This window comes from Arthrobacter sp. NPDC058192 (genome assembly GCF_042883665.1).
Taxonomy (GTDB): domain Bacteria; phylum Actinomycetota; class Actinomycetes; order Actinomycetales; family Micrococcaceae; genus Arthrobacter.
The window spans coordinates 62,443-82,664 of the sequence record NZ_JBHVVJ010000005.1 but is presented as its reverse complement, the minus strand read 5'-3'; the positions used below and the strand labels follow the sequence as shown (position 1 = coordinate 82,664).

The window sequence follows — 20,222 nt, the reverse complement described above, 5'->3', positions numbered from 1 at the left end:
ACGGAGCAGCGGATGCCGAAGAATAAAGGAACACAGCCGTGTCAATTAGCACCACCGTAGGAACCGCTGCCCGCCCGCTGCGCGTCGCCGTCGTCGGCTCCGGCCCCGCCGGCGTCTACGCCGCGGACATCCTGACCAAGAGCGAGGCCGTCAAGAGCGGTGAACTCACCGTCAGCATCGACCTCTTTGACCGCTACCCGGCACCCTACGGCCTGATCCGCTACGGTGTGGCCCCCGACCACCCCCGCATCAAGGGCATCGTCAACGCCCTGCACAAGGTCCTGGACCGCGGCGACATCCGGTTCTTCGGCAACGTGGACTACGGCACGGACCTGTCCATCGAGGACCTGCGCACCCACTACGACGCCGTCATCTTCGCCACCGGCGCCATCAAGGACGCGGACCTGAACATCCCGGGCATCGAACTCGAGGGCTCCTACGGCGGCGCCGACTTCGTCTCCTGGTACGACGGCCACCCCGACGTGTCCCGTGAATGGCCGCTGGAGGCCAAGGAAATCGCCGTGATCGGCAACGGCAACGTGGCCCTCGACGTGGCCCGCATGCTCTCCAAGCACGCCGATGACCTTCTGGTCTCGGAAATCCCGGACAACGTCTACGCCGGGCTGAAGTCCTCTCCCGTCACCGATGTGCACGTCTTCGGCCGCCGCGGACCGGCCCAGGTCAAGTTCACCCCGCTGGAGCTGCGCGAACTTTCGCACTCCAAGGACGTCGACATCATCCTCTACCCTGAAGACTTCGAGTTCGACGCCGAATCCGACCGGCAGATCCAGAGCAACAACCAGACCAAGACCATGGTGGGCACGCTCACCAACTGGATCGCCGAACAGCCCGAGGACCTCTCCGAACTCACGGCATCCCGCCGGCTGCACCTGCACTTCCTGCACAGCCCCGTGGAGGTGTACGACGACGCCGAGACTCCCGGCCGCGTCGCGGGGATAAAGTTTGAGCGCACCGAGCTGGACGGCACCGGCAACGCCCGTGGCACCGGCGAGTTTGTCGACTACCCGGTCCAGGCCGTGTACCGCGCCATCGGCTACTTCGGCTCCTCGCTGCCCGACGTCGAGTTTGACCACAGCAAGGGCGTCGTGCAGAACGACGGCGGCCGCGTCCTGGATGCCTCCGGCACACACGTCCCCGGGATCTACGCGACCGGCTGGATCAAGCGCGGACCCGTGGGCCTGATCGGCCACACCAAGGGCGACGCCCTCGAAACCGTGACCTACCTGCTCGAGGACCGCGAGAACCTGCCGCTGGCCGCGGCACCGGCGCCCGAGGCCGTCGTCGAACTCCTGGAGAGCCGCGGCGTGGAGTTCACCAGCTGGGAAGGCTGGCTGGCCCTCGACGCGCACGAGCGTAGCCTGGGCGAGGCTGCGACGGAAGCCGGCACCTCCCACGGTGTTGAGGTAGCCCGCGAACGCGTCAAGGTGGTCCCGCGCGAGGAGATGGTGGCCATTTCCCGCGGCGGAGTCGCCGCCCAGCTCTAACCCCAGACACCAAGCAACGCGGGGCACCTCGCGCCCAATCGACAACAATCATGGGCGCGAAGTGACCTCGCGTTGCTGTGTGCGGGCGGAAACCGGCCGGTGGTCAGTAGGCTTACTGTCATGAGGCTCCGTCACAGCAACGCATCCGGCCGCGGTTACCGCCGGGTCCCCTCCGGTACCGGCTTTAGCTACAAGGACCTGGACGGGTCCACGCTGCCACCCGGCCCGGTGCGGGACCGGCTGGAACAAATCGGCATTCCGCCGGCCTGGACCGACGTGTGGATCGCTCCCTACGACAACGGGCACATCCAGGCGACAGGGCTCGACGCCGTGGGCCGTCGGCAGTACATCTACCACCCCGGCTGGCGCGAGAAGAAAGATCGGCTCAAGTTTGACCGCTCCCTCCAACTCGCCGAAACCCTCCCCGCAGCCCGCCGCCTCGTGACCATGGACCTGCGCTCCCAGGGGCTCACCCGCGAACGCGTGCTGGCGGCCGCCTTCCGGATGCTGGACAGCGGATCTCTCCGGGTGGGGTCCGAGCGGTACACCAACGAGAACGGCAGCCACGGCCTTGCCACCCTGCTGTGCGCGCACGTCCGCGTGCGAAAGGACGAGCTCCGGCTGAGTTTCCCCGCCAAGAGCGGCAAGACCTGGGAATCCCGGATCGACGACGCCGACCTCGCCGCCGTCGTGCGCCAGCTCAAGCGCCGCGGCGGCAACGCCCGGCTGCTGGCCTACAAGACCGGCGGCCGCTGGCATCCGGTATCAAGCGCGGAAATCAACGAGTACGTCAAGGAACGCACGGGGGAGGACTTCACCGCCAAGGATTTCCGCACCCTGCGGGGAACGGTGGCTGCCGCCGTCAGCCTCGCGGCGAGCGGGCCCCAGACGAAGACCTCAGCGCGCAAACGGGCGGTGAGCCGGGCCATGGTCGATGCCGCCGCGGTTCTGGGCAACACGCCGTCGATCGCCCGCAAGAGCTACGTGGACCCCCGGGTGCTGGACCACTACGCCTCCGGCGTGACCATCGACCCTAAACGGCTTGACTCGGCCGAATCAGAGATCCGGGCCCTGCTGTACCAGGGCGAGGACGTTGTCCCCTTGGGTGCCTAGGGCACCGCCTGCTCGCAGTTCAGAACTCGGCGTTGATGAACCCGACAACAATCGCCGTCCACCAGCAGACCTGCGAGATCACCAGGCACAGCAGCAGATGGGTCCGCTGCCCGACGGTCAGGTCCTTGAACGAGGAGCTGGTGGGCAGCCGGGCCAGCCGACGCATGAGCGGGATGAGCATGATCCCATTCAAACTGAGCACCAGTACGGCGGCGAGCTTGACGTCTGTCATGGGATTCGTCAGGTGCGGGTTCAAGAACACGCCGGTGGCCAGCATGCCGGCGAGGCCGCCCCAGATCAGCGGTGTGGCCGCACCGTCCAGGCGGATGATTTCGGCGAGCCCGCGCCGGCCGATGAGCCACAGGAAGCCGTGCCAGTCCACCAGGATGATGGCGCCAAAAGCCAGCACCAAGGACAGGACGTGCAGTACGACGGCGATCGTGTGGACGAGGGCGCCGACATGGACGGCGGAGGACAACATGACGGTCAACAGCCAGGCTAGGGCGGCCGCGGCGGACAAGGCGGCCACAAGGCGGCGGGTGGACCGCTCGGATTCACGGTGCCGTCTGAGAGTGCGTCTGCTGACCGGGATGTAACTCATGACGTACCTCTGCGAGACCTGCCGCCGGTAGGCGCCCAGCCCGGCCCGAGGGGTAGCTCCACGATAGCCCCGAGCGTGGCAGCCAACAAGGAAACCGCGCCCCGGCGTCCCCCTGAGCAGGGGGAGGCGTCCGGCTACATCCGCCCGAAGCGGGCCCTGACCAGGGCGAACACCCCGTAGGCGATGAAGCCCGCGCCGATCGCCAGGAGCAGGTACGGGCCGAAGGGATGGTCCCGCAGGGCCTTGAGGCTCCCGTCCAGACCTCTGGAGGACTCGGGGTTATTGGTGGCCGCGGCGATGACAAACAGCAGTCCGGTGAGGATCAGTGCCGCTCCTTTGGCCGTGTGGCCCCACACGCCGAACGCGCTGACCAACCGTCCGCGCCTGGTGCCCTCGAAATGGTGCAGCTCTTCTTTGAACTTCTTGCCGAAGCCCTTGACGATGAAGTAGATGCCGATGCCGATGATCGTCAGGCCCAGGCCTATCAGGAACGGCACGCCGAAGGGGCTGTGGACGACGGCGGTGCTGAAGTCACGCGTCGAGTCGCCGGAATCGCCGGGCTGGCCGATCGCAAACCCGGCAAAGCTGAGCCCGATGCTGCCGTACGCGATGGCGAGGAAGCCGGAGGAAATGAGCTTGCCGACCCGTTGGCCGCGGGGCAGCCGACGCGCCCGCAGCGTCGCTTCACATAGCTGCCAGAGGGAGAGTCCCGCGCAGCCGACGAACCCGGCCCACATCACCGCCGGGCCCCAAGGGTTGGCGGCGAGCTGTTCGATGGCACCGCTGGGGTCGGCCTGGCCCGGGGCGCCCAGGACCAGGGCGACGGCGATGGCCCCGATCACCACATGCAGCAGCGCCATGACGGCGAAACCGGCGCGGGCGACGGCGTCGAGCACGGGGCTGTTCGACACCGCCTCGGCGGTGTCGACGGCTGCTTCCCCGGCAGGCTTTCCGCCACTATCTGCTGCCTGGCCTGTTTCCCGCAGAACCGGGGGCTCGTTCCCCGCCGCCGAAAATTCCATGGTGCCGAGTCTACTCAGGCGCGGCCGTCCGGGCCGCATTATGCCTGGCCGGGGGAATGGCACGTGCCGGGCCGATCGGTAGGATGTGAAGGGAAGTCCAACGTTGAGCCAAGAACCCGGAAAGGACCGCCCCCATGACGCGTGCCTCCTTCCGGCTCTTCCGCACCTGCCTCATCGGATCCGTCATCGTGGCGCTGGCCGCGGGCGGGCACCTGGCTGGCGGGGGCCTGCTCCCGCATCCGGTGATCCTGACTGCGGTGTGCGCCGTGGCCATGATTCCGACGGCGTTCCTGACCCGGTTCCGGCTCTCCTTTCCTGTCCTGGCCGGGCTGCTCGGCGCGGGCCAGGCCTGGCTTCACTGGTCGTTCGAGGCGTTGTCAGCCGCGCGCCCCCTGCCGGTCGCCGAAACTGTGCCGCACAGCCATCCCGGCCATGCGGCCGCCGCACTGCCACCGGAGCTGATCGACGCCGTCATGCCCGCCACCCCGGCGGGCATGGACGCCGCCATGTTCGCCGCGCATGCGGTGGCGACCCTCGGCACTGCCCTGCTGCTGGCCCGCGGGGAGCGCGCCCTGGCCGCCCTGGCCTCGTGGTTCCGGCCGCTGGTCTGCACTCCGGAGGCCGACGCCATTGCGCCCGCCCCGGTCACCTGGCCCTTCATGGCCTTCAGAACCATCCCGCTGGGACGTGCCGGCTGCCGTCTTCCTGCCCGGCGGGGACCTCCGGCGTGCCTTCGCGCCGCCTAGGACCATCCCGCCGTTCACGCTGCGGACCGGGAGTGGGGCGGCGGCCTGCTTCCCGGCCGGACAATGCGCCGGCTGTTTCCCGACCCGTTTTGTGAAAGGCACCCTGCCATGAAGACCTCTCTCCGCCGTACCCTCAAGACCGCCGCAGCCGCAACAGTGACCGCCGGCCTGCTCGCCGTCGGCGCCGCAGCCGCCTCGGCCCACGTCCACGTCGACCCGGACAACACCGCCGCCGGCGGCTACACCCACCTGACCTTCAACGTGCCCAACGAATCCCCGACGGCCAAGACCAGCAAGCTCGAAGTCACCCTGCCCACGGACACCCCGCTCACCTCAGTGTCGGTGAAGCCGGTCGAGGGCTGGAAAGCCGTAGTCACCACAAGCGACCTGCCCAAGCCCGTCACCGTCGCTGGCGCCACTGTCACCAAGGCGCCCAGTTCTGTCGTCTGGACGGCCGACGAGGCCCACCAGATCGGCCAGAACGAGTACCAGGCGTTCGCTCTCTCCGTCGGCGTCCTTCCCGATGCTGGCACAACCGTGGTCCTGCCCGTGACCCAGACGTACACCGACGGGACGGTGGCGAAATGGGACGAGAAAACGGTAGACGGCCAGGCCGAACCCGAACACCCGGCGCCCTCGTTCGTGACCACAGCCAAGGACGCCGAGCCCGCCCCGGCAGGAACGGCGCCGGCGGCCGCGGACAGCAGCTCCACAGCACCCGACTCCGGTGATGCCGGCTCCGCGGCTGGCTGGATCGGGCTGGTGGCCGGCCTGCTGGGTCTCGCCGCCGGCGTCACGGCTTTGATCCGCACTCGTCCCGCCCGCACCAAGTAGCGGGACAAAGCACCGGGATCAAGTAACCCGAGACAACGAAACCCCGGCTGGCAGCAGTTGGCCGGGGTTTCGGTGGCTCATGCGGAAAGGGCAGGGGCCACGACTTTGGTCCTGCCGCTCCGCTGCCTGGCCCGCAGGACGATCTTGAAGAGCTCGCCGAGGAGCAGCAGCACCACGCCAGGCACAAGGCAGATCAGCCACTGTTCCCCGGTGAGCGGCTGGGTGCCGAACAGATCCTGCAGCACCCGCATCTGGCTGATGAGCATCGAGCCGAGGACGGCCCACGCGAACGCCCAGAGCAGTTTCGGATTGGACACCGTGGCGGGCCCGAAGGCACTCTCCGTGGGGTACCGGAGGTTGAGCGCGACGAAGATGTTCATCAGGCCCAGCCCCACGACGGCCATGGTCTGGCCGATCTCAAGTGAACCGTAGGTGGTCTTGCCGATCTGCACGAGGATCAGCGTCGCGGCCGCCATTAAGAGCCCGACGATGAACAGGCGCACCATCATTGACCGGACAATGATTGGCTGGTTGAAGGGTCGCGGCTTGCGGTCCATGATGCCGGGCGTCGCGAGGTCCAGCCCCATCACCGCACCGATGGGTGCGACGATCGCCATGTGGATCCACAGCACCTGGGCCGGGCTGAGCAGGGCCGTGCCGGCGATCGCGAACGCCGATGACCCGATGAACGCCAGGATGAACATGAACAGGTTGGCGACCTGGATCCGAATGAACTTCTGCAGGTTGTCATATACCAGCCGGCCCTCTTCAACGGCCGCCACGATGGTGGCAAAGTTGTCGTCGGCCAGGATCATCTTGGCCGCGCCCTTGGCAACGTCGGTGCCGGTGATGCCCATCGCGATCCCGATGTCCGCCGCCGCGATCGCCGGGGCGTCGTTGACGCCGTCGCCGGTCATGGCGACGACGTTGCCCTTGCGTTTGAGCACCTCGACCAGCCTGACCTTGTGCTCTGGTGCCACCCGGGCGATCACACCGATCCCGTCCACCTCGCTCTCGGCCTCGGCATCGCTCATCGCCGCGAACTCGGCCCCGGTCACGGCGCGGCCCCGGATGCCCAGCTCGTCGGCGATCGCCGCCGCGGTGACGGCGTGGTCGCCGGTGATCATCCGGACGCGGATTCCGGCGTGCTTGGCCTTGGCGATGGCAGCCACCGCCTCGGCCCGCGGCGGGTCGACCTCGCCGATCAGTGCCGAAATCTCCAAATCCTGCATGAGGCCCATGAGGTCCCCGGTCGGATCGAACGTCGCGGGATCGAACTCGCGCTGCGCCAGCGCCAGGACGCGCCTGCCCTGACCCGCGATCCGGTTGTTCTCCGCGAGCACTTTCGCGCGCATCTCCTCGGTGAGCGGCTCGGCCCTGCCGCCGGGCATCCGGGCAAACGATGACCTGCTGAGGAGGACGTCGGGTGCCCCCTTCACATAGGCGCGGACCACGGCCTTGCCGTCGGCGCGCGGCATCAGGTGGAACGTGGCCATGAATTTGTAGTCGGAGTCGAAGGGTACCGACGCCACGCGAGGGTTGTTCCTGCGGAATTCCCTGACGTCCACGCCGCCCTTCTGCGCGAGCACGTAGAGCGCGGCCTCCGTCGGGTCCCCGACCACCTCGCCGTCCTGGATGTCGGAGTCGTTGCACAACGCGCAGGAGTACATCACGTAGTCCAGGTCCCGCTCGGCGTCGCCGGTGGTCCGCTGGACCTGGCCCTCGAAGCTGTAGCCCTCACCGCCCACGGTGTAACGGTGCTGCACGGTGGTGATTTCGCGCACCGTCATCTGGTTCAGGGTCAGCGTGCCGGTCTTGTCCGAGTTGATCGCCGACGTGGAACCGAGTGTCTCGACGGCCGGCAGGACCTTCATGATGGCGTTCTTCCTGGCCATGTTGACCGAGCCGACGGACAGGATCGTCGTCACGACGGCGGGCAGCGCATCCGGGATCGAGCCGACGGCCAGCGCCACGCCGATCCCGAAAAGCACCACGAAGGACTCGCCCTGTGCCAGGCCCATGACGACGATCGCGATGAAGGCGAAAAGTGCCGCGAGGATGATGAAAATGGTGAGCCGGTCCACCTGTTTGGTCAGCGGGGACTTCTCCACTTTCTGGCCGGACAGCATGTGGGCGATGTGGCCGACCTCGGACCCCATGCCGGTGGTCGTGACCAGGATTTCCCCGTGGCCCCGGGTGACGTTGGTGTTCATGAACGCCATGTTCAGGCGGTCGCCGATGCCGACGTCGTGGCGCCCGATGGCGGCGGTGTCCTTCTCGACGGCGACGCTCTCGCCGGTCAGGGCGCCCTCCTCGATCTGCAGGGTCGCCGCGATGATGATCCGGCCATCGGCCGGGACACGGTCGCCGGCGTCGACCACCACAATGTCCCCGGGCACAATCTGGTCGGCGGCCAGTTCCACAACGTCACCGTCACGGCGCACCTTGGCCATCGACTTCATCATCGCCCCCAGCGAGGCGGCGGCCGCTTCCGCCTTGCCTTCCTGGTGATAGCCCAACCAGGCGTTAAACAGCGTCAGCAGCGCGAGCCCGATGGCGGTCCCGTATTCCCCGATCAGCAGGCTGACCAGCGCGGCCCCGACGAGGACAATCTGCATGTAGTCGCGGTAGTGCTTGAAGAACCGTACCCATACCGGCTCCTGCTTGGCCGCGGCCAGCGCGTTGGGGCCGTGCTCCTGCAGCCTCTGCTGCGCCTCGGCCGTGGTCAGCCCGAGGGACGGATCAACGGCCAGCCGGCCTGCGACGTCCCTTGGTGAGAGCGCATACCAGGTTGCGTCCGCCTCGGCCGGTGCCACCCCTGCTGGTGCTGCTCCGGTCTTGTCATTCATGGCTTCCTCCTGCTCGCGGGCGCGCAGCTCAGAACGGGGTCGGAATGCGCCGTACTACAAGGGGCGGCTCGCTGTAGTTGCCGGCCTTCTGGCGCTTTGGCAGTTCGACGTCGAGCCCTGGGAACGGCTCGTAGGGTACCTGGCTGAGCAGATGGCTGATGATGTTGAGCCGCCCGCGCTTCTTGACATTGTTGTCCACGACATACCAGGGCGCCCATGCGGTGTCCGATGCCTCGAACATGGCGTCCCTCGCGCGGGAGTAGTCGTACCACCGGCTGTAGGACAACAGATCCATCGGCGACAACTTCCAGGTCTTGCGCGGATCGTCCATGCGGCTCTCCAGCCGCCGGGTCTGCTCGTCCGGGCTGACCTCGAGCCAGTACTTCAGCAGGATGATGCCGGAGTCAACCATCGCCTTCTCAACCTGCGGGACCAGGTCGAGGAACTTCTGGGTCTGTTCCGGGGTGCAGAACCCCATCACGCGCTCCACTCCCGCGCGGTTGTACCAGCTGCGGTCGAAGATGACCACCTCGCCCGCCGCCGGAAAGTGCGACATGTAGCGCTGGAGATACATCTGGGATTTCTCCCGCTCGGTCGGGGTGGGGAGCGCTACCACCCGGAACACCCGGGGGCTCACCCGTTCCACGATGCGCTTGATGGTTCCGCCCTTGCCGGCGGTGTCCCGTCCTTCGAACACGATGCAGACCTTGGCCCCGGCGGACTTGACCCACTCCTGCAGGGCGACCAGTTCGCCTTGCAGCTCGGCCATCTCGGCTTCGTATTCCTTGCGGCTCATCTTTGTTCCGGGCTGCCCGTCGGGCCCTGCCGCGTCGCCCGTGTTTTTCTTTTTCTTCTTCTTCTTGCCCACCATCGACCTCCTCGCCGAGTCCTTGCTGGGGCGAATCCAGAAGCCGCACTGCGAGGTCCGGCGAGTCCGGCATTTACGTGCGCACGGCACATCCGGCCAACGCGTGCACACTCGCGTCCTGCACCTGTCAGTATTGACCCAGGCCAGGGCCGGGTCTACGGCACTAAGACCCTATTGAGGAGCCAGCCGGGACCGCGTTGCCCGCGGAACACGGCAAAGGCCCCCGGGCCGGAACATAGGTTCCTGCCCGGGGGCCTCTGACCTGCCGTGGCCCTGCTGCTGGGCGCAAGGGGACGGCTGAGAGAGAGCATCTTCCCGCCACCTTAGGAAAACCCTGAGAAGCTACTCCTGCAGCCACTCGGCGCAGGAATTCAGGTTCCTGGTGACGCTCCCGACGGCGGCCGCCTCGTCCCGGGCAGCAATGGCATCCACGAGTTCGTCGTGGCCCTCATGGGGCAGTCCGTTGAAGCCGGCCCGGCGCTGCTGCCGAAGCAGGTCGTTATGGAAGACGGCGCCGAAGCTGACATAGAGCTCGTGCAGCAGGGGGTTGGCGGAGGCCTGCGCCACCCGTACGTGGAAGTCCCAGTCGGCCTGGGCCCAGGCGGCGTAGTCTTCGGCCAGCCACGCGGCGCGGCGTTCGGTGAGCAGTCCGCGCATGGCGGCGACGTCGTCGGCCGTGGCGTGACGGGCAGCGAGCCGGGCGGCCTGGGTGTCCAGCCCGACGCGGACCTCGAGGATGTGCTCCTGGGAATGGTCCGCATACATCCGCTGCGTGGCCCCGGCGATCTCGCTGGTGGCGCGCACGTAGGTACCGTCCCCGCGGCGGACCTCCAGCATGCCGCTGTGGGCCAGCGCCTTGACGGCTTCGCGCAGGGTGCCGCGGGAGACGCCGAACGCGGCCATGAGCTCCGGTTCAGCCGGAATGCGCTGCTGCAGCGCCCAGTCACCCGAGTGGATCAGCGCCCGCAGCTTGGCGGTGATCTCCTCCGCCAGCGGCGGCCGGTGCGATGCGGTGAGGGTCATCGCCGGCTCCCTTCTGCGGGCCGCGCCGTCAGCAGGTGGCCCACGGCGATCTGGCCCGCGGCCACGGCCAGGAGGAGGGCCAGCGGCAGCGTCCAGGAGTTGGTGGCGCTGTGCAGCAGACCCATGCCGAACGGGCCGAGGGTCGCCAGCAGGTACCCGGCGGACTGGGCCACGGTGGACAACGCGGTGGTCTCGGCCGTGGTGCGGCCGCTGCGGCTGATCATCACCATGACCAGGGGAAAGATGCCGAGCCCGAAGCCCAGCAGCACCGCCGTCAGCGGCGCCCAGTCCACCGGCAGGACCAGCATCGCCAGGACGCCCAGCGCCATGGTCACGGTGGCCAGGTAAAACGAGGTCCGCAGCATCCGCGGACGCGAGCCGATGGCCACGAGCACCATGCCGGCGGGGACGGACACGAGCTGCATGAGTCCAAACATCAGTCCGCTTCCGGAGGCGGTGAGTCCCATCGTGACCAGCATGTAGGGGAACCAGCTGAGGACGGCATAGGCCAAGAGCGCCTGCACCGTGAAGCCGAGGGTGATCAGCGCCCCGGTCCGGGTCCGCAGCAGGGGCCACGGGGACACCCGGGCAGCCCTGCCGCCGGATGCATTGCGGTGGGCGTGCACCACGATCGGGAGGAAGCCGAGGCAGGCGGACAGCGCGAGGATGCCAATAGACCCTACGCCTGCGGAGGGCGAGCCCAGGGCCTGCGCCACCGGCACGATAAGCATGGCCGTGACGGTGGCGCCGGTGGTCATGGTCACCGTGTAGAGGGCGGTCATCAGCGACGTGCGGTCCGCGAAGTGAACCCGAATGAAGGCAGGCATCGCCACGTTGCAGACGGCCAGCCCGGACATCCCCGCCACGGTCCCCGCGAGCAACATTCCAGTGGACGGAACGCCCCGCAGCAGCAGGCCCGCGGCCAGCATTACGAGGGAGAGCAGGATGGCTTTTTCCAGGCCCAGCTGCCGGGTGAGCCAGGACGTGGCCGCGCCGGCCACGGCGAAACACAGGGTGGGGATCGAGGGGAGCACGGCGGCGATCAGCGGGCCGTAGCCCAGGACTGCCTGCAGGTCGTGGAAGAGCGCGGCGGAGCCGGTGATGCCGGCGCGGAGGTTGAGGCCGATCAGCACGAGCGCCACGACGCCGGCGGCGAACACGGCGCGCGGGCGCGCGGCGCCGGGTGGGGCTGTCTGGGAAAGGGCGGAAACCGCCGTGCTGCTGGCCATGCTTACCATATTCAAAGGTTAGACGTTTGATGTCTGGGCTGCAGCCTTTAGTGGCGAAAATCTCGCGGTTGTAGCCGGGGCGGCGGCGAGGGAAGGGCTGAGGCGGTCAGTGCGGCTGTCGGGCGCCGAGGCGCTGCACCGCCAATGCGAGCCAGAGCTGCACCCGGTCAGCTGTCTGGGCCGGGTCGTAGCCGGTGAGCTCCGTAATTTGCGCCAAGCGGTAGCGGACGGTGTTGCGGTGCAGGGTCAGTTCCTCGGCCACGGCTGCCACCGAGCCGTTGTTGTTGAGGTAGCTTCCGAGCGTGGCCATCAGTTCGGCGCCGTGCGTCGCGTCGAAGGCCCGCAGGGGGTTCAGCGATTCGTTGGCCATGTCCGAGAGCGGAACGTCTTCGCTGGCCAGCAGCAGCGACGTCAGGCTCAGCCGCTCGGGTTCGTTGACCGGCAGGCCATGGGTGGCCGCGTCGCGGGCCTCGAAATAGCTCCAGCGCAGGCCGTTCGGCTTGGTATACGCCCCGCCGATGCCGATCGTGGCGTGGATCCCAGCCTCGGCCAGGTGGCCGCTGAGACTGCGGGCGAGGGCGCTGGCGCCGCTGCCGTCGTCGGGCATGACCACCACGAGGTCCTTCCCGACGACGGCGCTGACCGCCCCCTCAAGCGGCTGGGGCAGGGAGGAACTCCCGAGTTGCTTGTGATGGGCGGCCGATTCGGCGAGTAGGACCACGTTCTTGCGGGTGCTGTTGATGCCGACGCCGGCAAGTCGGCGGGTGGCTTCGGACGTCTCCAGCGTTCCGTGGATGACGTCGTCGAGGACCTGACCGGCCAGCGCCCGCTGGGCCTGCCGCTGCTTGACCATGTTGTTGAGCTCGACGCTGATCAGGTTCTGGGCGTAGCCCACAATGCCCGAGTCCTCGAAGGGCTGCTTCACCCACAGCGTGCAGGCATCACGGCGCCCCGTGGGGATCGGGTAGGACGCCCAGGCCTCGGCCGTGGGCGCTGGATGGCCGGGAATGCTGTCGTACAGCTGGGCCGTGAACTGGGTCAGGACAATCTCGGTGCGCAGCATCGAGCCCAGGTGTTTCAGGAGTTCGGCGAGGCCGCCGCCGGTCAGCAGCGCGCGCGCCAGGATCTGGTGCCCGGCGATGAGCCGTTCCAGCTTGACGAAATGGTCCGCGGACTGCGCGTCGGCCACCAGCTTTCCAATGGCGATGAAGGGCGTCTCGTAGGGCACCTCCACCACCGGCAGTCCCCAGCGGTTGGCCTCTGCGATGAGGGCCTGCGGCACTGCGTCATGGGTCAGGCCGACGCCGAAACCGATCCCCACAGCGCCGGCCCGCTGGACCTGGCGGACGAAGCGGCGCTGCTCTGCCGCGCTCCTGAGCCGCATCCCGGTCGTCAGGATCAGCTCCCCGCCGTTGAGGAACCGCTGCGGATCCTCCTGTTCGGTGACGGCTACCCAAAGGATGTCCTCGTGCCAGGTGGTTTCGGCGAGGCCGGCCTTGGCGAGTTTCAGGGACGGAACTCCCAGCAGGGCGGCGAGTGAAATGGCCATAAAGTCAGCATAACCGCGTGCTGGTCAAGCGCACTAAAGTATTGCGCGCCCGGTGTGCAGGTGCCTATTCCCTGGCTAGGTCGCCTGGCATAGGCTCGTGACCAGTCACACATCAGTCGTTGGCAGTCATTGGCAGTAGGAAAGAGGTTGTACACCGTGGTTCAAACCTTGCAGAACTTCATCAACGGCGAGTTCGTCACCCCCGCCGGCACCGGGTTGCTGCCCATCGTGAACCCGACAAACGGCGAAGTCGTGGCCCAGTCGCCGATCTCGGTGCAGGCCGACGTCGACGCCGCGATGACCGCCGCCAAGAACGCCTTCAAGACCTGGAAGCGCGCCACGCCGGGGCAGCGCCAGCTGATGCTGCTCAAGCTCGCCGACGCGGTTGAGGCCAACAGCGACGAGCTCGTCGAGGCCCAGCACCGCAACACCGGCCAGGTCCGCTCCCTGATCGCCGCCGAGGAAGTGGCCGCCGGCGCCGACCAGCTGCGTTTCTTCGCCGGTGCCGCCCGCGTCCTCGAAGGCAAGTCCGCCGGCGAGTACTTCGAGGGCCACACCTCCTACGTTCGGCGGGAACCGATCGGCGTCGTGGCCCAGGTGGCCCCGTGGAACTACCCGTTCCTCATGGCTGTCTGGAAGATCGGCCCCGCCCTGGCCGCGGGCAACACCGTTGTCCTCAAGCCCTCCGACACCACCCCCGAATCCACCCTGGTGCTGGCCCGGCTTGCCGGTGAGATCTTCCCGGCCGGGGTGCTGAACGTTGTCCTCGGCACCGGCGAGACCGGCGCCATGATGGTGGAGCACAAGGTCCCCGGCCTCGTCTCCATCACCGGTTCGGTCCGCGCCGGTATTGCCGTCGCCTCGGGCGCCGCGAAGGGACTCAAGCGGGCCCACCTCGAACTCGGCGGCAAGGCCCCGGCCATTGTGTTCGCCGATGCCGACATCAAGAAGAGCGCCGCGGCCATCGCCGAGTTCGCCTTCTTCAACGCCGGTCAGGACTGCACGGCAATCACCCGTGTGCTGGTCCAGGATTCGGTGCACGACGACGTCGTCGCCGCGATGGTCGAGCACACCAAGACCCTCCACACCGGTTCCCAGAACGATGAAGACAACTACTTCGGCCCGTTGAACAACATCAACCACTTCGACGCGGTGACCTCCGTGGTGGAGCACCTGCCGGCGAACTGCAAGATCGAGACGGGCGGGCACCGCGCGGGGGAGAAGGGCTTCTTCTTCGAACCCACCATCGTCACCGGCGCCAAGCAGAGCGACGACATTGTCCAGAAGGAAACCTTCGGCCCGGTCATCACGGTGCAGAAGTTCAGCACCGAGGACGAGGCCGTGGAACTGGCGAACGACGTCGACTACGCCCTGGCTTCCAGCGTCTGGACCTCGAACCACGGCACGGCGATGCGCCTGAGCCGGGACCTGGATTTCGGCGCCGTCTGGATCAACACCCACATCCTGCTCACCGCCGAAATGCCGCACGGGGGCTTCAAGCAGTCCGGCTACGGCAAGGACCTGTCCATGTACGGCGTCGAGGACTACACCCGCATCAAGCACGTCATGAGTGCGCTGGACGCATGACGCTACCGCATGATCCAACCGGCGCCCTAACCTCGCTCCGCTTCGGCCAGTGAACCCTGCCGGCGTGCCCCATTCAGTAAAGAAAGGCCTTCCCATGACCACCACCGCGCACGACATCACCTACCGGCTCGAGCAGAAACGCCGCGTCCAGGCTGACTTCCCCGGCCCCAAGTCCGTTGCCCTGACCGAGCGCCGCAAAGCGGTCGTCGCCGCCGGCGTCGCGTCCAGCGTTCCGGTCTTCGTCGCCGACGCCGACGGCGGCATCATCCACGACGTCGACGGCAACTCCTTCATCGACCTCGGCTCCGGCATCGCCGTGACGAGCGTCGGTGCCTCCGATCCCGCCGTCGTCGGGGCCGTCAAGGAAGCCGTGGAGCACTTCACCCACACCTGCTTCATGGTCACGCCCTACGAAGGCTACGTCGCCGTCGCCGAGCAGCTGAACCGGCTGACGCCGGGCGACCACGAGAAGCGCACCGTGCTCTTCAACTCCGGCGCCGAAGCCGTCGAAAACGCCGTCAAGGTGGCCCGCCTCGCCACCGGCCGGGACGCCGTCGTCGCCTTCGACCACGCCTACCACGGCCGGACCAACCTGACCATGGCGCTGACCGCCAAGGCCATGCCGTACAAGACCAACTTTGGCCCCTTCGCGCCCGAGGTCTACCGCATGCCGATGAGCTACCCGTTCCGCGAGGAAAACCCGGAGATCACCGGCGCCGAGGCCGCCAAGCGGGCCATCACCATGATCGAGAAGCAGATCGGCGGCGAACAGGTTGCCGCGATCATCATCGAACCCATCCAGGGCGAAGGCGGCTTCATCGTCCCGGCCGAGGGCTTCCTGCCGGCGCTGGCCGCCTGGGCCAAGGAGAAGGGCATCGTCTTCATCGCCGATGAGGTCCAGTCCGGCTTCTGCCGCACCGGCGAATGGTTCGCGGTGAACCACGAAGGCGTTGTCCCGGACATCCTCACCATGGCCAAGGGCATCGCCGGCGGCATGCCGCTCTCCGCCATCACCGGCCGCGCCGACCTGCTCGACGCCGTCCACCCGGGCGGCCTCGGCGGCACCTACGGCGGCAACCCGGTGGCCTGCGCCGCCGCGCTGGCGTCAATCGGCTCGATGGAGCAGTACGGCCTCAACGCCCGTGCCCGCCACATCGAGGAGATCGCGCTGGGCAAGCTCCGCGAGCTCGCAACCGAGCTTTCCGTGATTGGCGATGTCCGCGGCCGCGGAGCCATGCTGGCCATCGAACTCGTCCAGGCCGGTTCCAAGGAGCCGAACCCCGAGCTGACGAAGGCCGTTGCGGCAACCTGCCTCAAGGAGGGCGTCATCATCCTCACCTGCGGCACCTACGGCAACGTCATCCGCCTGCTGCCGCCGCTGGTGATCAGCGACGAACTGCTGCTGGACGGCCTGGAGGTCCTGGCCGCGGCCATCAAGGCGAACGCCTAAGCCAGCAACCGCCGGGCCCCCGTCCCGGAGACCGGCCCTGCCGGACATACGAAGAGCCGCGGACACCTCGTCCGCGGCTCTTCGTGGAAGATTGCCCTGCTCAGGGCCATAAGCCATCCCCTTTCTTGCGCCAGCTGGACTAGAGTCGTTCCTATCCACTGCAGGAACGCAGACCGGCCGACGTCGCCCGGTATCCCGGGCGCAACTGGCTGCTGCCACAGACCCATAGAGGGGTTCACACATGCGATACGTAGTCGGCTATACGCCCACCGAAAGCGGCGCGGACGCCGTTGCACTGGCTTCGGCCATGGCGCGGGCCCAGGGAGCTCATCTCGACCTTGTCTATGTCGCGGACCGGCACACGCCCCATGTGACCATGAACCCGGAAGGAAACCGGGGGAGCGCCGCCGAGCAGCGGGTCCTGGCGGCGGAACGCGAGGGCCTGGCGCTGGTCCCGGAAGGCCTGGAGGCGCACTTCCACGTCCGCCAGGCGGACTCGTTCGCGGCCGGCCTGATCGACGCAGCACAGGAGTACCGGGCGGGCCTGATCGTGGTCGGCGCTGCGAGCGACGGCTTGTTCAAGCGTCACACCGTGGGCACCGTGGCCAACTCACTCCTGCACGCGGCCCCGGTGCCGGTGGCGCTGGCGCCGCGCGGCTACCGCCGGAACGAAGCCATTAGCCGACTGACCCTCGCCGTGGGCCAGCGCGTCGGAGCAGAGGCGGCCATCGACGTCGCGATCGAATCCGCGGAGCGCCGCGGTGTGCCACTCCGGCTCGTTTCCCTGGTGGAGCTCGACGTCGAGGGCGAGAGCGGCGAGAACGTCAATGCTGCGCACATCCACGCCAACACCGTTCTTACCGCCGCCGCGCACCGTCTGCCCGAGGGCCATCATGTCAGTGTCGAGGTCGCCCACGGCCGCACGATCGAGGAAGCGATCGAGGGCCTGGAGTGGGACGAGGGCGAGGTCATGATCGTGGGGTCCTCCCGCCTGGCGGAAAAGTACAAGCTGTTCATCGGAAGTACCGCCAACAAGGTGCTCCGGGCTCTCCCCGTGCCGATGGTGGTGATCCCGCGCGACTACCAGCGGGTGGATAGCTTCCCGGAGGTCTAGGGCCGGGCGAACCCGCCCGGCGGCCTGCGGCCCAAGACCGCCCAGTACGCCGGAATGCTGCCGGGCCGTCCGCCGGGCTCCATCGGCACGGTTGTCAGAAAGGTGGAACCCTCGGCAACGAGTGTCCAGCGGCTGGCGGGGAAGACGCGCGAGCGTTGCCGGGCGCCGAAGTGGCCGGGTTTCGGCAGAGCGGAAATGGCTTGGCGGAGCGGTCCCGGAATCCGGTCGCCTGTGGCGCCCAGGCGTCGAAGGTAGCTCAGCGCCCCGCCCGGGACGTTCGTCTCCACCAGATAGATCCGTCCTCCCGCGCCGAGCAGCGCCTCGACCGAGGCCGCGAGGCCCGCCTGCCGCCGCCGGCTGAGCACGTGGAAAACGCCGCGGACGAAGACGTTGGCGTCGCCGATTTCCTGTGCGAGCCCGGCCGCGTCGGCCGGCCGCGTGGCATCCAGGCTCCGGAAGCTGAGGCCAGGGATACGCGCGTGGGCGGACCCCGCCGCGGCCACGGCCCCGGGGGAGACGTCGACTCCGAGCACCGATGGGAAGAGGTCGGCGAGCTGCCGGGAGATGGCCCCGTTTCCGCAGCCGAGATCGATCACGGGGAGGCTGGTGTCCATCAGATCAGCCATGGTCTGCAGGTGATTCCGGGTCTCTTCGTGCCCGGCACCGGCGGCGTCCCAGATAATCGGTTCCGTGAGGGATCCCTGCGACACCCCGCGCCAGAAGTCATCCCACCGCCGGTCCGGGTGCCGGGGCCGGTGCAGCGACAGTGCGGCGACCCTGGCCACCAGCCGGGCCGTGTCTCCGGTCCGGACGGGTGCGCTCATGCGGCGTCCCTGCCCGCCAGAAGTTCCGTCATGCCGGCAACGGGGAGCGGCCGGCTGAAAAAGTACCCCTGGCCGAATTCACAGTCGAGTTGCCGCAACCTCTCAGCTTGCTCGCGGTCCTCGATTCCCTCGGCCACGGCGCTTAGTCCGGCCGAATGGATCAACTGCAGGATGGCCGCGACGAACTCCTCCTGCTGCCGGTCCGTGTTCAGGCCGTCCAACAGGGATTTGTCGATCTTCGCCTGCGCTGCGGGCAGGGCACGCAGGTAGCTGATGGATGAATAGCCCGTGCCGAAGTCGTCGATCTCGATCCGGACGCCGAGATCATTGAGCGACTGCATGGTGGCCGTGACTTCAGGGCCGCCGCGCATGATCGCGGTTTCGGTGATTTCGATCGAGACATGGCTCGGTTCGACGCCGTGCTGGTCCAGCAGGCCTTCGACAAAGGGCGCGAGATCGACGTGGTGCAGGTCCGCCGGCGCAAGGTTGATATGCGTGCGGAAGTCCGCCGGAATCCCGGGATCGGACTTCCACCGGCCCGTTTGCGCGATGGCGTTCCGGAGCACCCAGTGGCCGATTTCCCCGGTGAGACCGGCTTCGTCGGCGGCATCGAGGAACGTGGCCGGCGCCAGCGGACCCAAGTCAGGGTGCTGCCAGCGGATCAGGGCCTCGGCGCCGGCGACCTTTCCCGTGCGCAGGTCCATGATGGGCTGGTATTCGAGCTCGAGTTCGTCCGCGGTCAGCGCCGTCCTGAGCTCGGCCACCAGATGGACACGCTGCTTGGCGGCCTCGTGCATGGCCGCGGAAAACACCAGAAGGGTGTCCCGGCCGCGCTTCTTGGCCTCGTGCATCGCGATGTCGGCATCACGGATGAGCTCCTCGCTTTGCAGCCCGGGTTGGCCCAGCCGGACACCGGTTCCCGCAGTGAGGGCGACCGCGACGCCGCCGGCATCGATCCTGTCCTTCAGCGAGTCGCCGAGCCGGGCCGCGATCTCCAGCACGGCATCCGGTTCCTGGTCCACAACGAGCACGGCGAATTCATCGCCGCTGAGGCGGGCAATCAGGTGTCCGGCCCCGGCCGCGCCAAGCCGCAAGGCCGCCTCCCGCAGGACCGCGTCCCCGGCAGCATGGCCAAGGCTGTCATTGATGAGCTGGAACGAGTCGAGGTCCAGCAGGATGAGCGCGGGCTGCCGGCCCCCACCCGCCGCGGCTACAGCCTCGGCCACTTTTTCTTGCAGGAGTGAGCGGCTGGCCAGCCCGGTCAGCTCGTCGGTGTCGATCACGCGGCGGAGTTCCGCCTTGGCTGCTTCCAACAGCGCAGTCCGCTGGGCAACACGGACTTCGAGCTCTTCATACATGCTTTGGAGCTCGTCGGCGAGCAGGTTGATGCCGGTCGTGACGGCGTCAATGCCGTCGCGTGCCGGCGAGACTTGCAGGCGGTTGGAGAGGTCGCCGGAGGACAGTACAACGATGCCGTCCACGAGTTCCTCGAGGCGGCGCTCATCATCAGGCCTCGTCATTGCCCTGTAAGGCCAGCCAGCGGACCGCCTCATCGTCCTTGGTGAAAAAGCGTGTCGGAACCGGTGCCGCATTGACGCCCAGGAAGAAGTTGGCGAGGACCCGGTCGACGGCGGACGATCCGAGCAGGGCGATTGCAGAGGCGTCGCAGCGCTTGGCGAACACGGCCCGGGCGGCCCGGCTGACCGACTCCGTGGTGGCCATGTCGATCAGCAGTGGTGTGGGCCTGCCGCCGCACATCTCGTTGACGCGGTCCATGGCCAGCTGGGCGTTGGGGGCATCAATGACGACGCCCCGGGTCCACTCGAGGCGCAGGATGCCGTTGCTGTCGAAGCCCAGGGAAGAGATATCCCGCCCGTCCGGAGTTCCAAGATCCGATTCTGACACCAA

General features: G+C 67.8%; 17 protein-coding genes. 7 read left to right on the top strand and 10 right to left on the bottom strand.

Annotation, left to right across the window (positions count from 1 at the left end; all coding sequences use genetic code 11):
- Positions 1 to 38: 38 nt before the first annotated feature.
- Together ACFVVK_RS06820 and ACFVVK_RS06815 are read left to right on the top strand one after the other, a co-directional pair.
- Positions 39 to 1,505: an FAD-dependent oxidoreductase gene (locus ACFVVK_RS06820; RefSeq protein WP_390265228.1), complete on the top strand. Its 1,467-nt coding sequence runs from the start codon at positions 39 to 41 to the stop codon at positions 1,503 to 1,505.
- 120 nt (positions 1,506 to 1,625) lie between these two features.
- Complete coding sequence (locus ACFVVK_RS06815) at positions 1,626 to 2,618, top strand: DNA topoisomerase IB (RefSeq protein WP_390265225.1); 993 nt, start codon at positions 1,626 to 1,628, stop codon at positions 2,616 to 2,618.
- A 19-nt stretch (positions 2,619 to 2,637) separates the two neighbouring features.
- Here the strand turns inward: ACFVVK_RS06815 and ACFVVK_RS06810 are convergent, their stop codons facing one another.
- Together ACFVVK_RS06810 and ACFVVK_RS06805 are read right to left on the bottom strand one after the other, a co-directional pair.
- The gene (locus ACFVVK_RS06810) at positions 2,638 to 3,219 is read right to left on the bottom strand and encodes a hypothetical protein (protein ID WP_390265222.1); all 582 of its coding nucleotides are present in this window, start codon (positions 3,217 to 3,219) and stop codon (positions 2,638 to 2,640) included.
- Between the two features lie 134 nt (positions 3,220 to 3,353).
- On the bottom strand, positions 3,354 to 4,241 hold the full coding sequence (locus tag ACFVVK_RS06805; RefSeq protein WP_390265220.1) for a DUF1206 domain-containing protein: 888 nt from the start codon (positions 4,239 to 4,241) through the stop codon (positions 3,354 to 3,356).
- A 134-nt stretch (positions 4,242 to 4,375) separates the two neighbouring features.
- Here ACFVVK_RS06805 and ACFVVK_RS06800 point away from each other — a divergent pair, with 134 nt between their 5' ends.
- Positions 4,376 to 4,987, top strand: coding sequence for a hypothetical protein (locus ACFVVK_RS06800; protein WP_390265217.1), 612 nt, complete (start codon positions 4,376 to 4,378; stop codon positions 4,985 to 4,987).
- 108 nt (positions 4,988 to 5,095) lie between these two features.
- Positions 5,096 to 5,821, top strand: a complete 726-nt coding sequence (locus ACFVVK_RS06795; RefSeq protein WP_390265214.1) for a YcnI family protein — start codon at positions 5,096 to 5,098, stop codon at positions 5,819 to 5,821.
- 77 nt (positions 5,822 to 5,898) lie between these two features.
- Here the strand turns inward: ACFVVK_RS06795 and ACFVVK_RS06790 are convergent, their stop codons facing one another.
- The 5 genes from ACFVVK_RS06790 to ACFVVK_RS06770 form a co-directional block, all read right to left on the bottom strand.
- Complete coding sequence (locus tag ACFVVK_RS06790; RefSeq protein ID WP_390265211.1) at positions 5,899 to 8,670, bottom strand: cation-translocating P-type ATPase; 2,772 nt, start codon at positions 8,668 to 8,670, stop codon at positions 5,899 to 5,901.
- 28 nt (positions 8,671 to 8,698) lie between these two features.
- On the bottom strand, positions 8,699 to 9,541 hold the full coding sequence (gene ppk2 / locus ACFVVK_RS06785; protein WP_390265208.1) for a polyphosphate kinase 2: 843 nt from the start codon (positions 9,539 to 9,541) through the stop codon (positions 8,699 to 8,701).
- 339 nt (positions 9,542 to 9,880) lie between these two features.
- Positions 9,881 to 10,561: a FadR/GntR family transcriptional regulator gene (locus tag ACFVVK_RS06780; protein ID WP_390265205.1), complete on the bottom strand. Its 681-nt coding sequence runs from the start codon at positions 10,559 to 10,561 to the stop codon at positions 9,881 to 9,883.
- On the bottom strand, positions 10,558 to 11,799 hold the full coding sequence (locus tag ACFVVK_RS06775) for an MFS transporter (protein WP_390265203.1): 1,242 nt from the start codon (positions 11,797 to 11,799) through the stop codon (positions 10,558 to 10,560). Before ACFVVK_RS06775 ends, ACFVVK_RS06780 begins: the two co-directional genes overlap by 4 nt.
- Positions 11,800 to 11,896: 97 nt before the next feature.
- A complete protein-coding gene (locus tag ACFVVK_RS06770; protein WP_390265200.1) occupies positions 11,897 to 13,339 on the bottom strand; it encodes a PucR family transcriptional regulator in 1,443 nt (480 codons plus the stop codon).
- 156 nt (positions 13,340 to 13,495) lie between these two features.
- Between ACFVVK_RS06770 and ACFVVK_RS06765 the strand changes: the two genes are divergently transcribed.
- From ACFVVK_RS06765 to ACFVVK_RS06755, 3 genes are all read left to right on the top strand, one after another.
- The gene (locus ACFVVK_RS06765; RefSeq protein ID WP_390265197.1) at positions 13,496 to 14,926 is read left to right on the top strand and encodes a gamma-aminobutyraldehyde dehydrogenase; all 1,431 of its coding nucleotides are present in this window, start codon (positions 13,496 to 13,498) and stop codon (positions 14,924 to 14,926) included.
- Positions 14,927 to 15,020: 94 nt separating this feature from the next.
- On the top strand, positions 15,021 to 16,376 hold the full coding sequence (gene gabT / locus ACFVVK_RS06760) for a 4-aminobutyrate--2-oxoglutarate transaminase (RefSeq protein ID WP_390265194.1): 1,356 nt from the start codon (positions 15,021 to 15,023) through the stop codon (positions 16,374 to 16,376).
- Between the two features lie 241 nt (positions 16,377 to 16,617).
- Complete coding sequence (locus tag ACFVVK_RS06755; RefSeq protein ID WP_390265191.1) at positions 16,618 to 17,490, top strand: universal stress protein; 873 nt, start codon at positions 16,618 to 16,620, stop codon at positions 17,488 to 17,490.
- Here the strand turns inward: ACFVVK_RS06755 and ACFVVK_RS06750 are convergent.
- From ACFVVK_RS06750 to ACFVVK_RS06740, 3 genes are read right to left on the bottom strand one after another with little or no spacing between them, the layout of a single operon-like run.
- Positions 17,487 to 18,314 (bottom strand): class I SAM-dependent methyltransferase, encoded by an 828-nt coding sequence (locus ACFVVK_RS06750; RefSeq protein ID WP_390265188.1) that lies wholly within the window; start codon positions 18,312 to 18,314, stop codon positions 17,487 to 17,489. The genes ACFVVK_RS06755 and ACFVVK_RS06750 overlap by 4 nt on opposite strands.
- Positions 18,311 to 19,834: a putative bifunctional diguanylate cyclase/phosphodiesterase gene (locus tag ACFVVK_RS06745; protein WP_390265185.1), complete on the bottom strand. Its 1,524-nt coding sequence runs from the start codon at positions 19,832 to 19,834 to the stop codon at positions 18,311 to 18,313. The genes ACFVVK_RS06750 and ACFVVK_RS06745 overlap by 4 nt, the downstream gene beginning before the upstream one ends.
- A complete protein-coding gene (locus ACFVVK_RS06740; protein WP_390265182.1) occupies positions 19,821 to 20,222 on the bottom strand; it encodes an STAS/SEC14 domain-containing protein in 402 nt (133 codons plus the stop codon). Before ACFVVK_RS06740 ends, ACFVVK_RS06745 begins: the two co-directional genes overlap by 14 nt.

What these genes read in the sequence shown, in the direction of transcription:
- ACFVVK_RS06815 (WP_390265225.1), top strand. Translation starts at nt 1,626, where the DNA reads ATGAGGCTCCGTCACAGCAACGCATCCGGCCGCGGTTACCGCCGGGTC.
- ACFVVK_RS06810 (WP_390265222.1), bottom strand. Translation starts at nt 3,219, where the DNA reads ATGAGTTACATCCCGGTCAGCAGACGCACTCTCAGACGGCACCGTGAA.
- ACFVVK_RS06805 (WP_390265220.1), bottom strand. Translation starts at nt 4,241, where the DNA reads ATGGAATTTTCGGCGGCGGGGAACGAGCCCCCGGTTCTGCGGGAAACA.
- ACFVVK_RS06800 (WP_390265217.1), top strand. Translation starts at nt 4,376, where the DNA reads ATGACGCGTGCCTCCTTCCGGCTCTTCCGCACCTGCCTCATCGGATCC.
- ACFVVK_RS06795 (WP_390265214.1), top strand. Translation starts at nt 5,096, where the DNA reads ATGAAGACCTCTCTCCGCCGTACCCTCAAGACCGCCGCAGCCGCAACA.
- ACFVVK_RS06790 (WP_390265211.1), bottom strand. Translation starts at nt 8,670, where the DNA reads ATGAATGACAAGACCGGAGCAGCACCAGCAGGGGTGGCACCGGCCGAG.
- ppk2 (WP_390265208.1), bottom strand. Translation starts at nt 9,541, where the DNA reads ATGGTGGGCAAGAAGAAGAAGAAAAAGAAAAACACGGGCGACGCGGCA.
- ACFVVK_RS06780 (WP_390265205.1), bottom strand. Translation starts at nt 10,561, where the DNA reads ATGACCCTCACCGCATCGCACCGGCCGCCGCTGGCGGAGGAGATCACC.
- ACFVVK_RS06775 (WP_390265203.1), bottom strand. Translation starts at nt 11,799, where the DNA reads ATGGTAAGCATGGCCAGCAGCACGGCGGTTTCCGCCCTTTCCCAGACA.
- ACFVVK_RS06770 (WP_390265200.1), bottom strand. Translation starts at nt 13,339, where the DNA reads ATGGCCATTTCACTCGCCGCCCTGCTGGGAGTTCCGTCCCTGAAACTC.
- gabT (WP_390265194.1), top strand. Translation starts at nt 15,021, where the DNA reads ATGACCACCACCGCGCACGACATCACCTACCGGCTCGAGCAGAAACGC.
- ACFVVK_RS06755 (WP_390265191.1), top strand. Translation starts at nt 16,618, where the DNA reads ATGCGATACGTAGTCGGCTATACGCCCACCGAAAGCGGCGCGGACGCC.
- ACFVVK_RS06750 (WP_390265188.1), bottom strand. Translation starts at nt 18,314, where the DNA reads ATGAGCGCACCCGTCCGGACCGGAGACACGGCCCGGCTGGTGGCCAGG.
- ACFVVK_RS06745 (WP_390265185.1), bottom strand. Translation starts at nt 19,834, where the DNA reads ATGACGAGGCCTGATGATGAGCGCCGCCTCGAGGAACTCGTGGACGGC.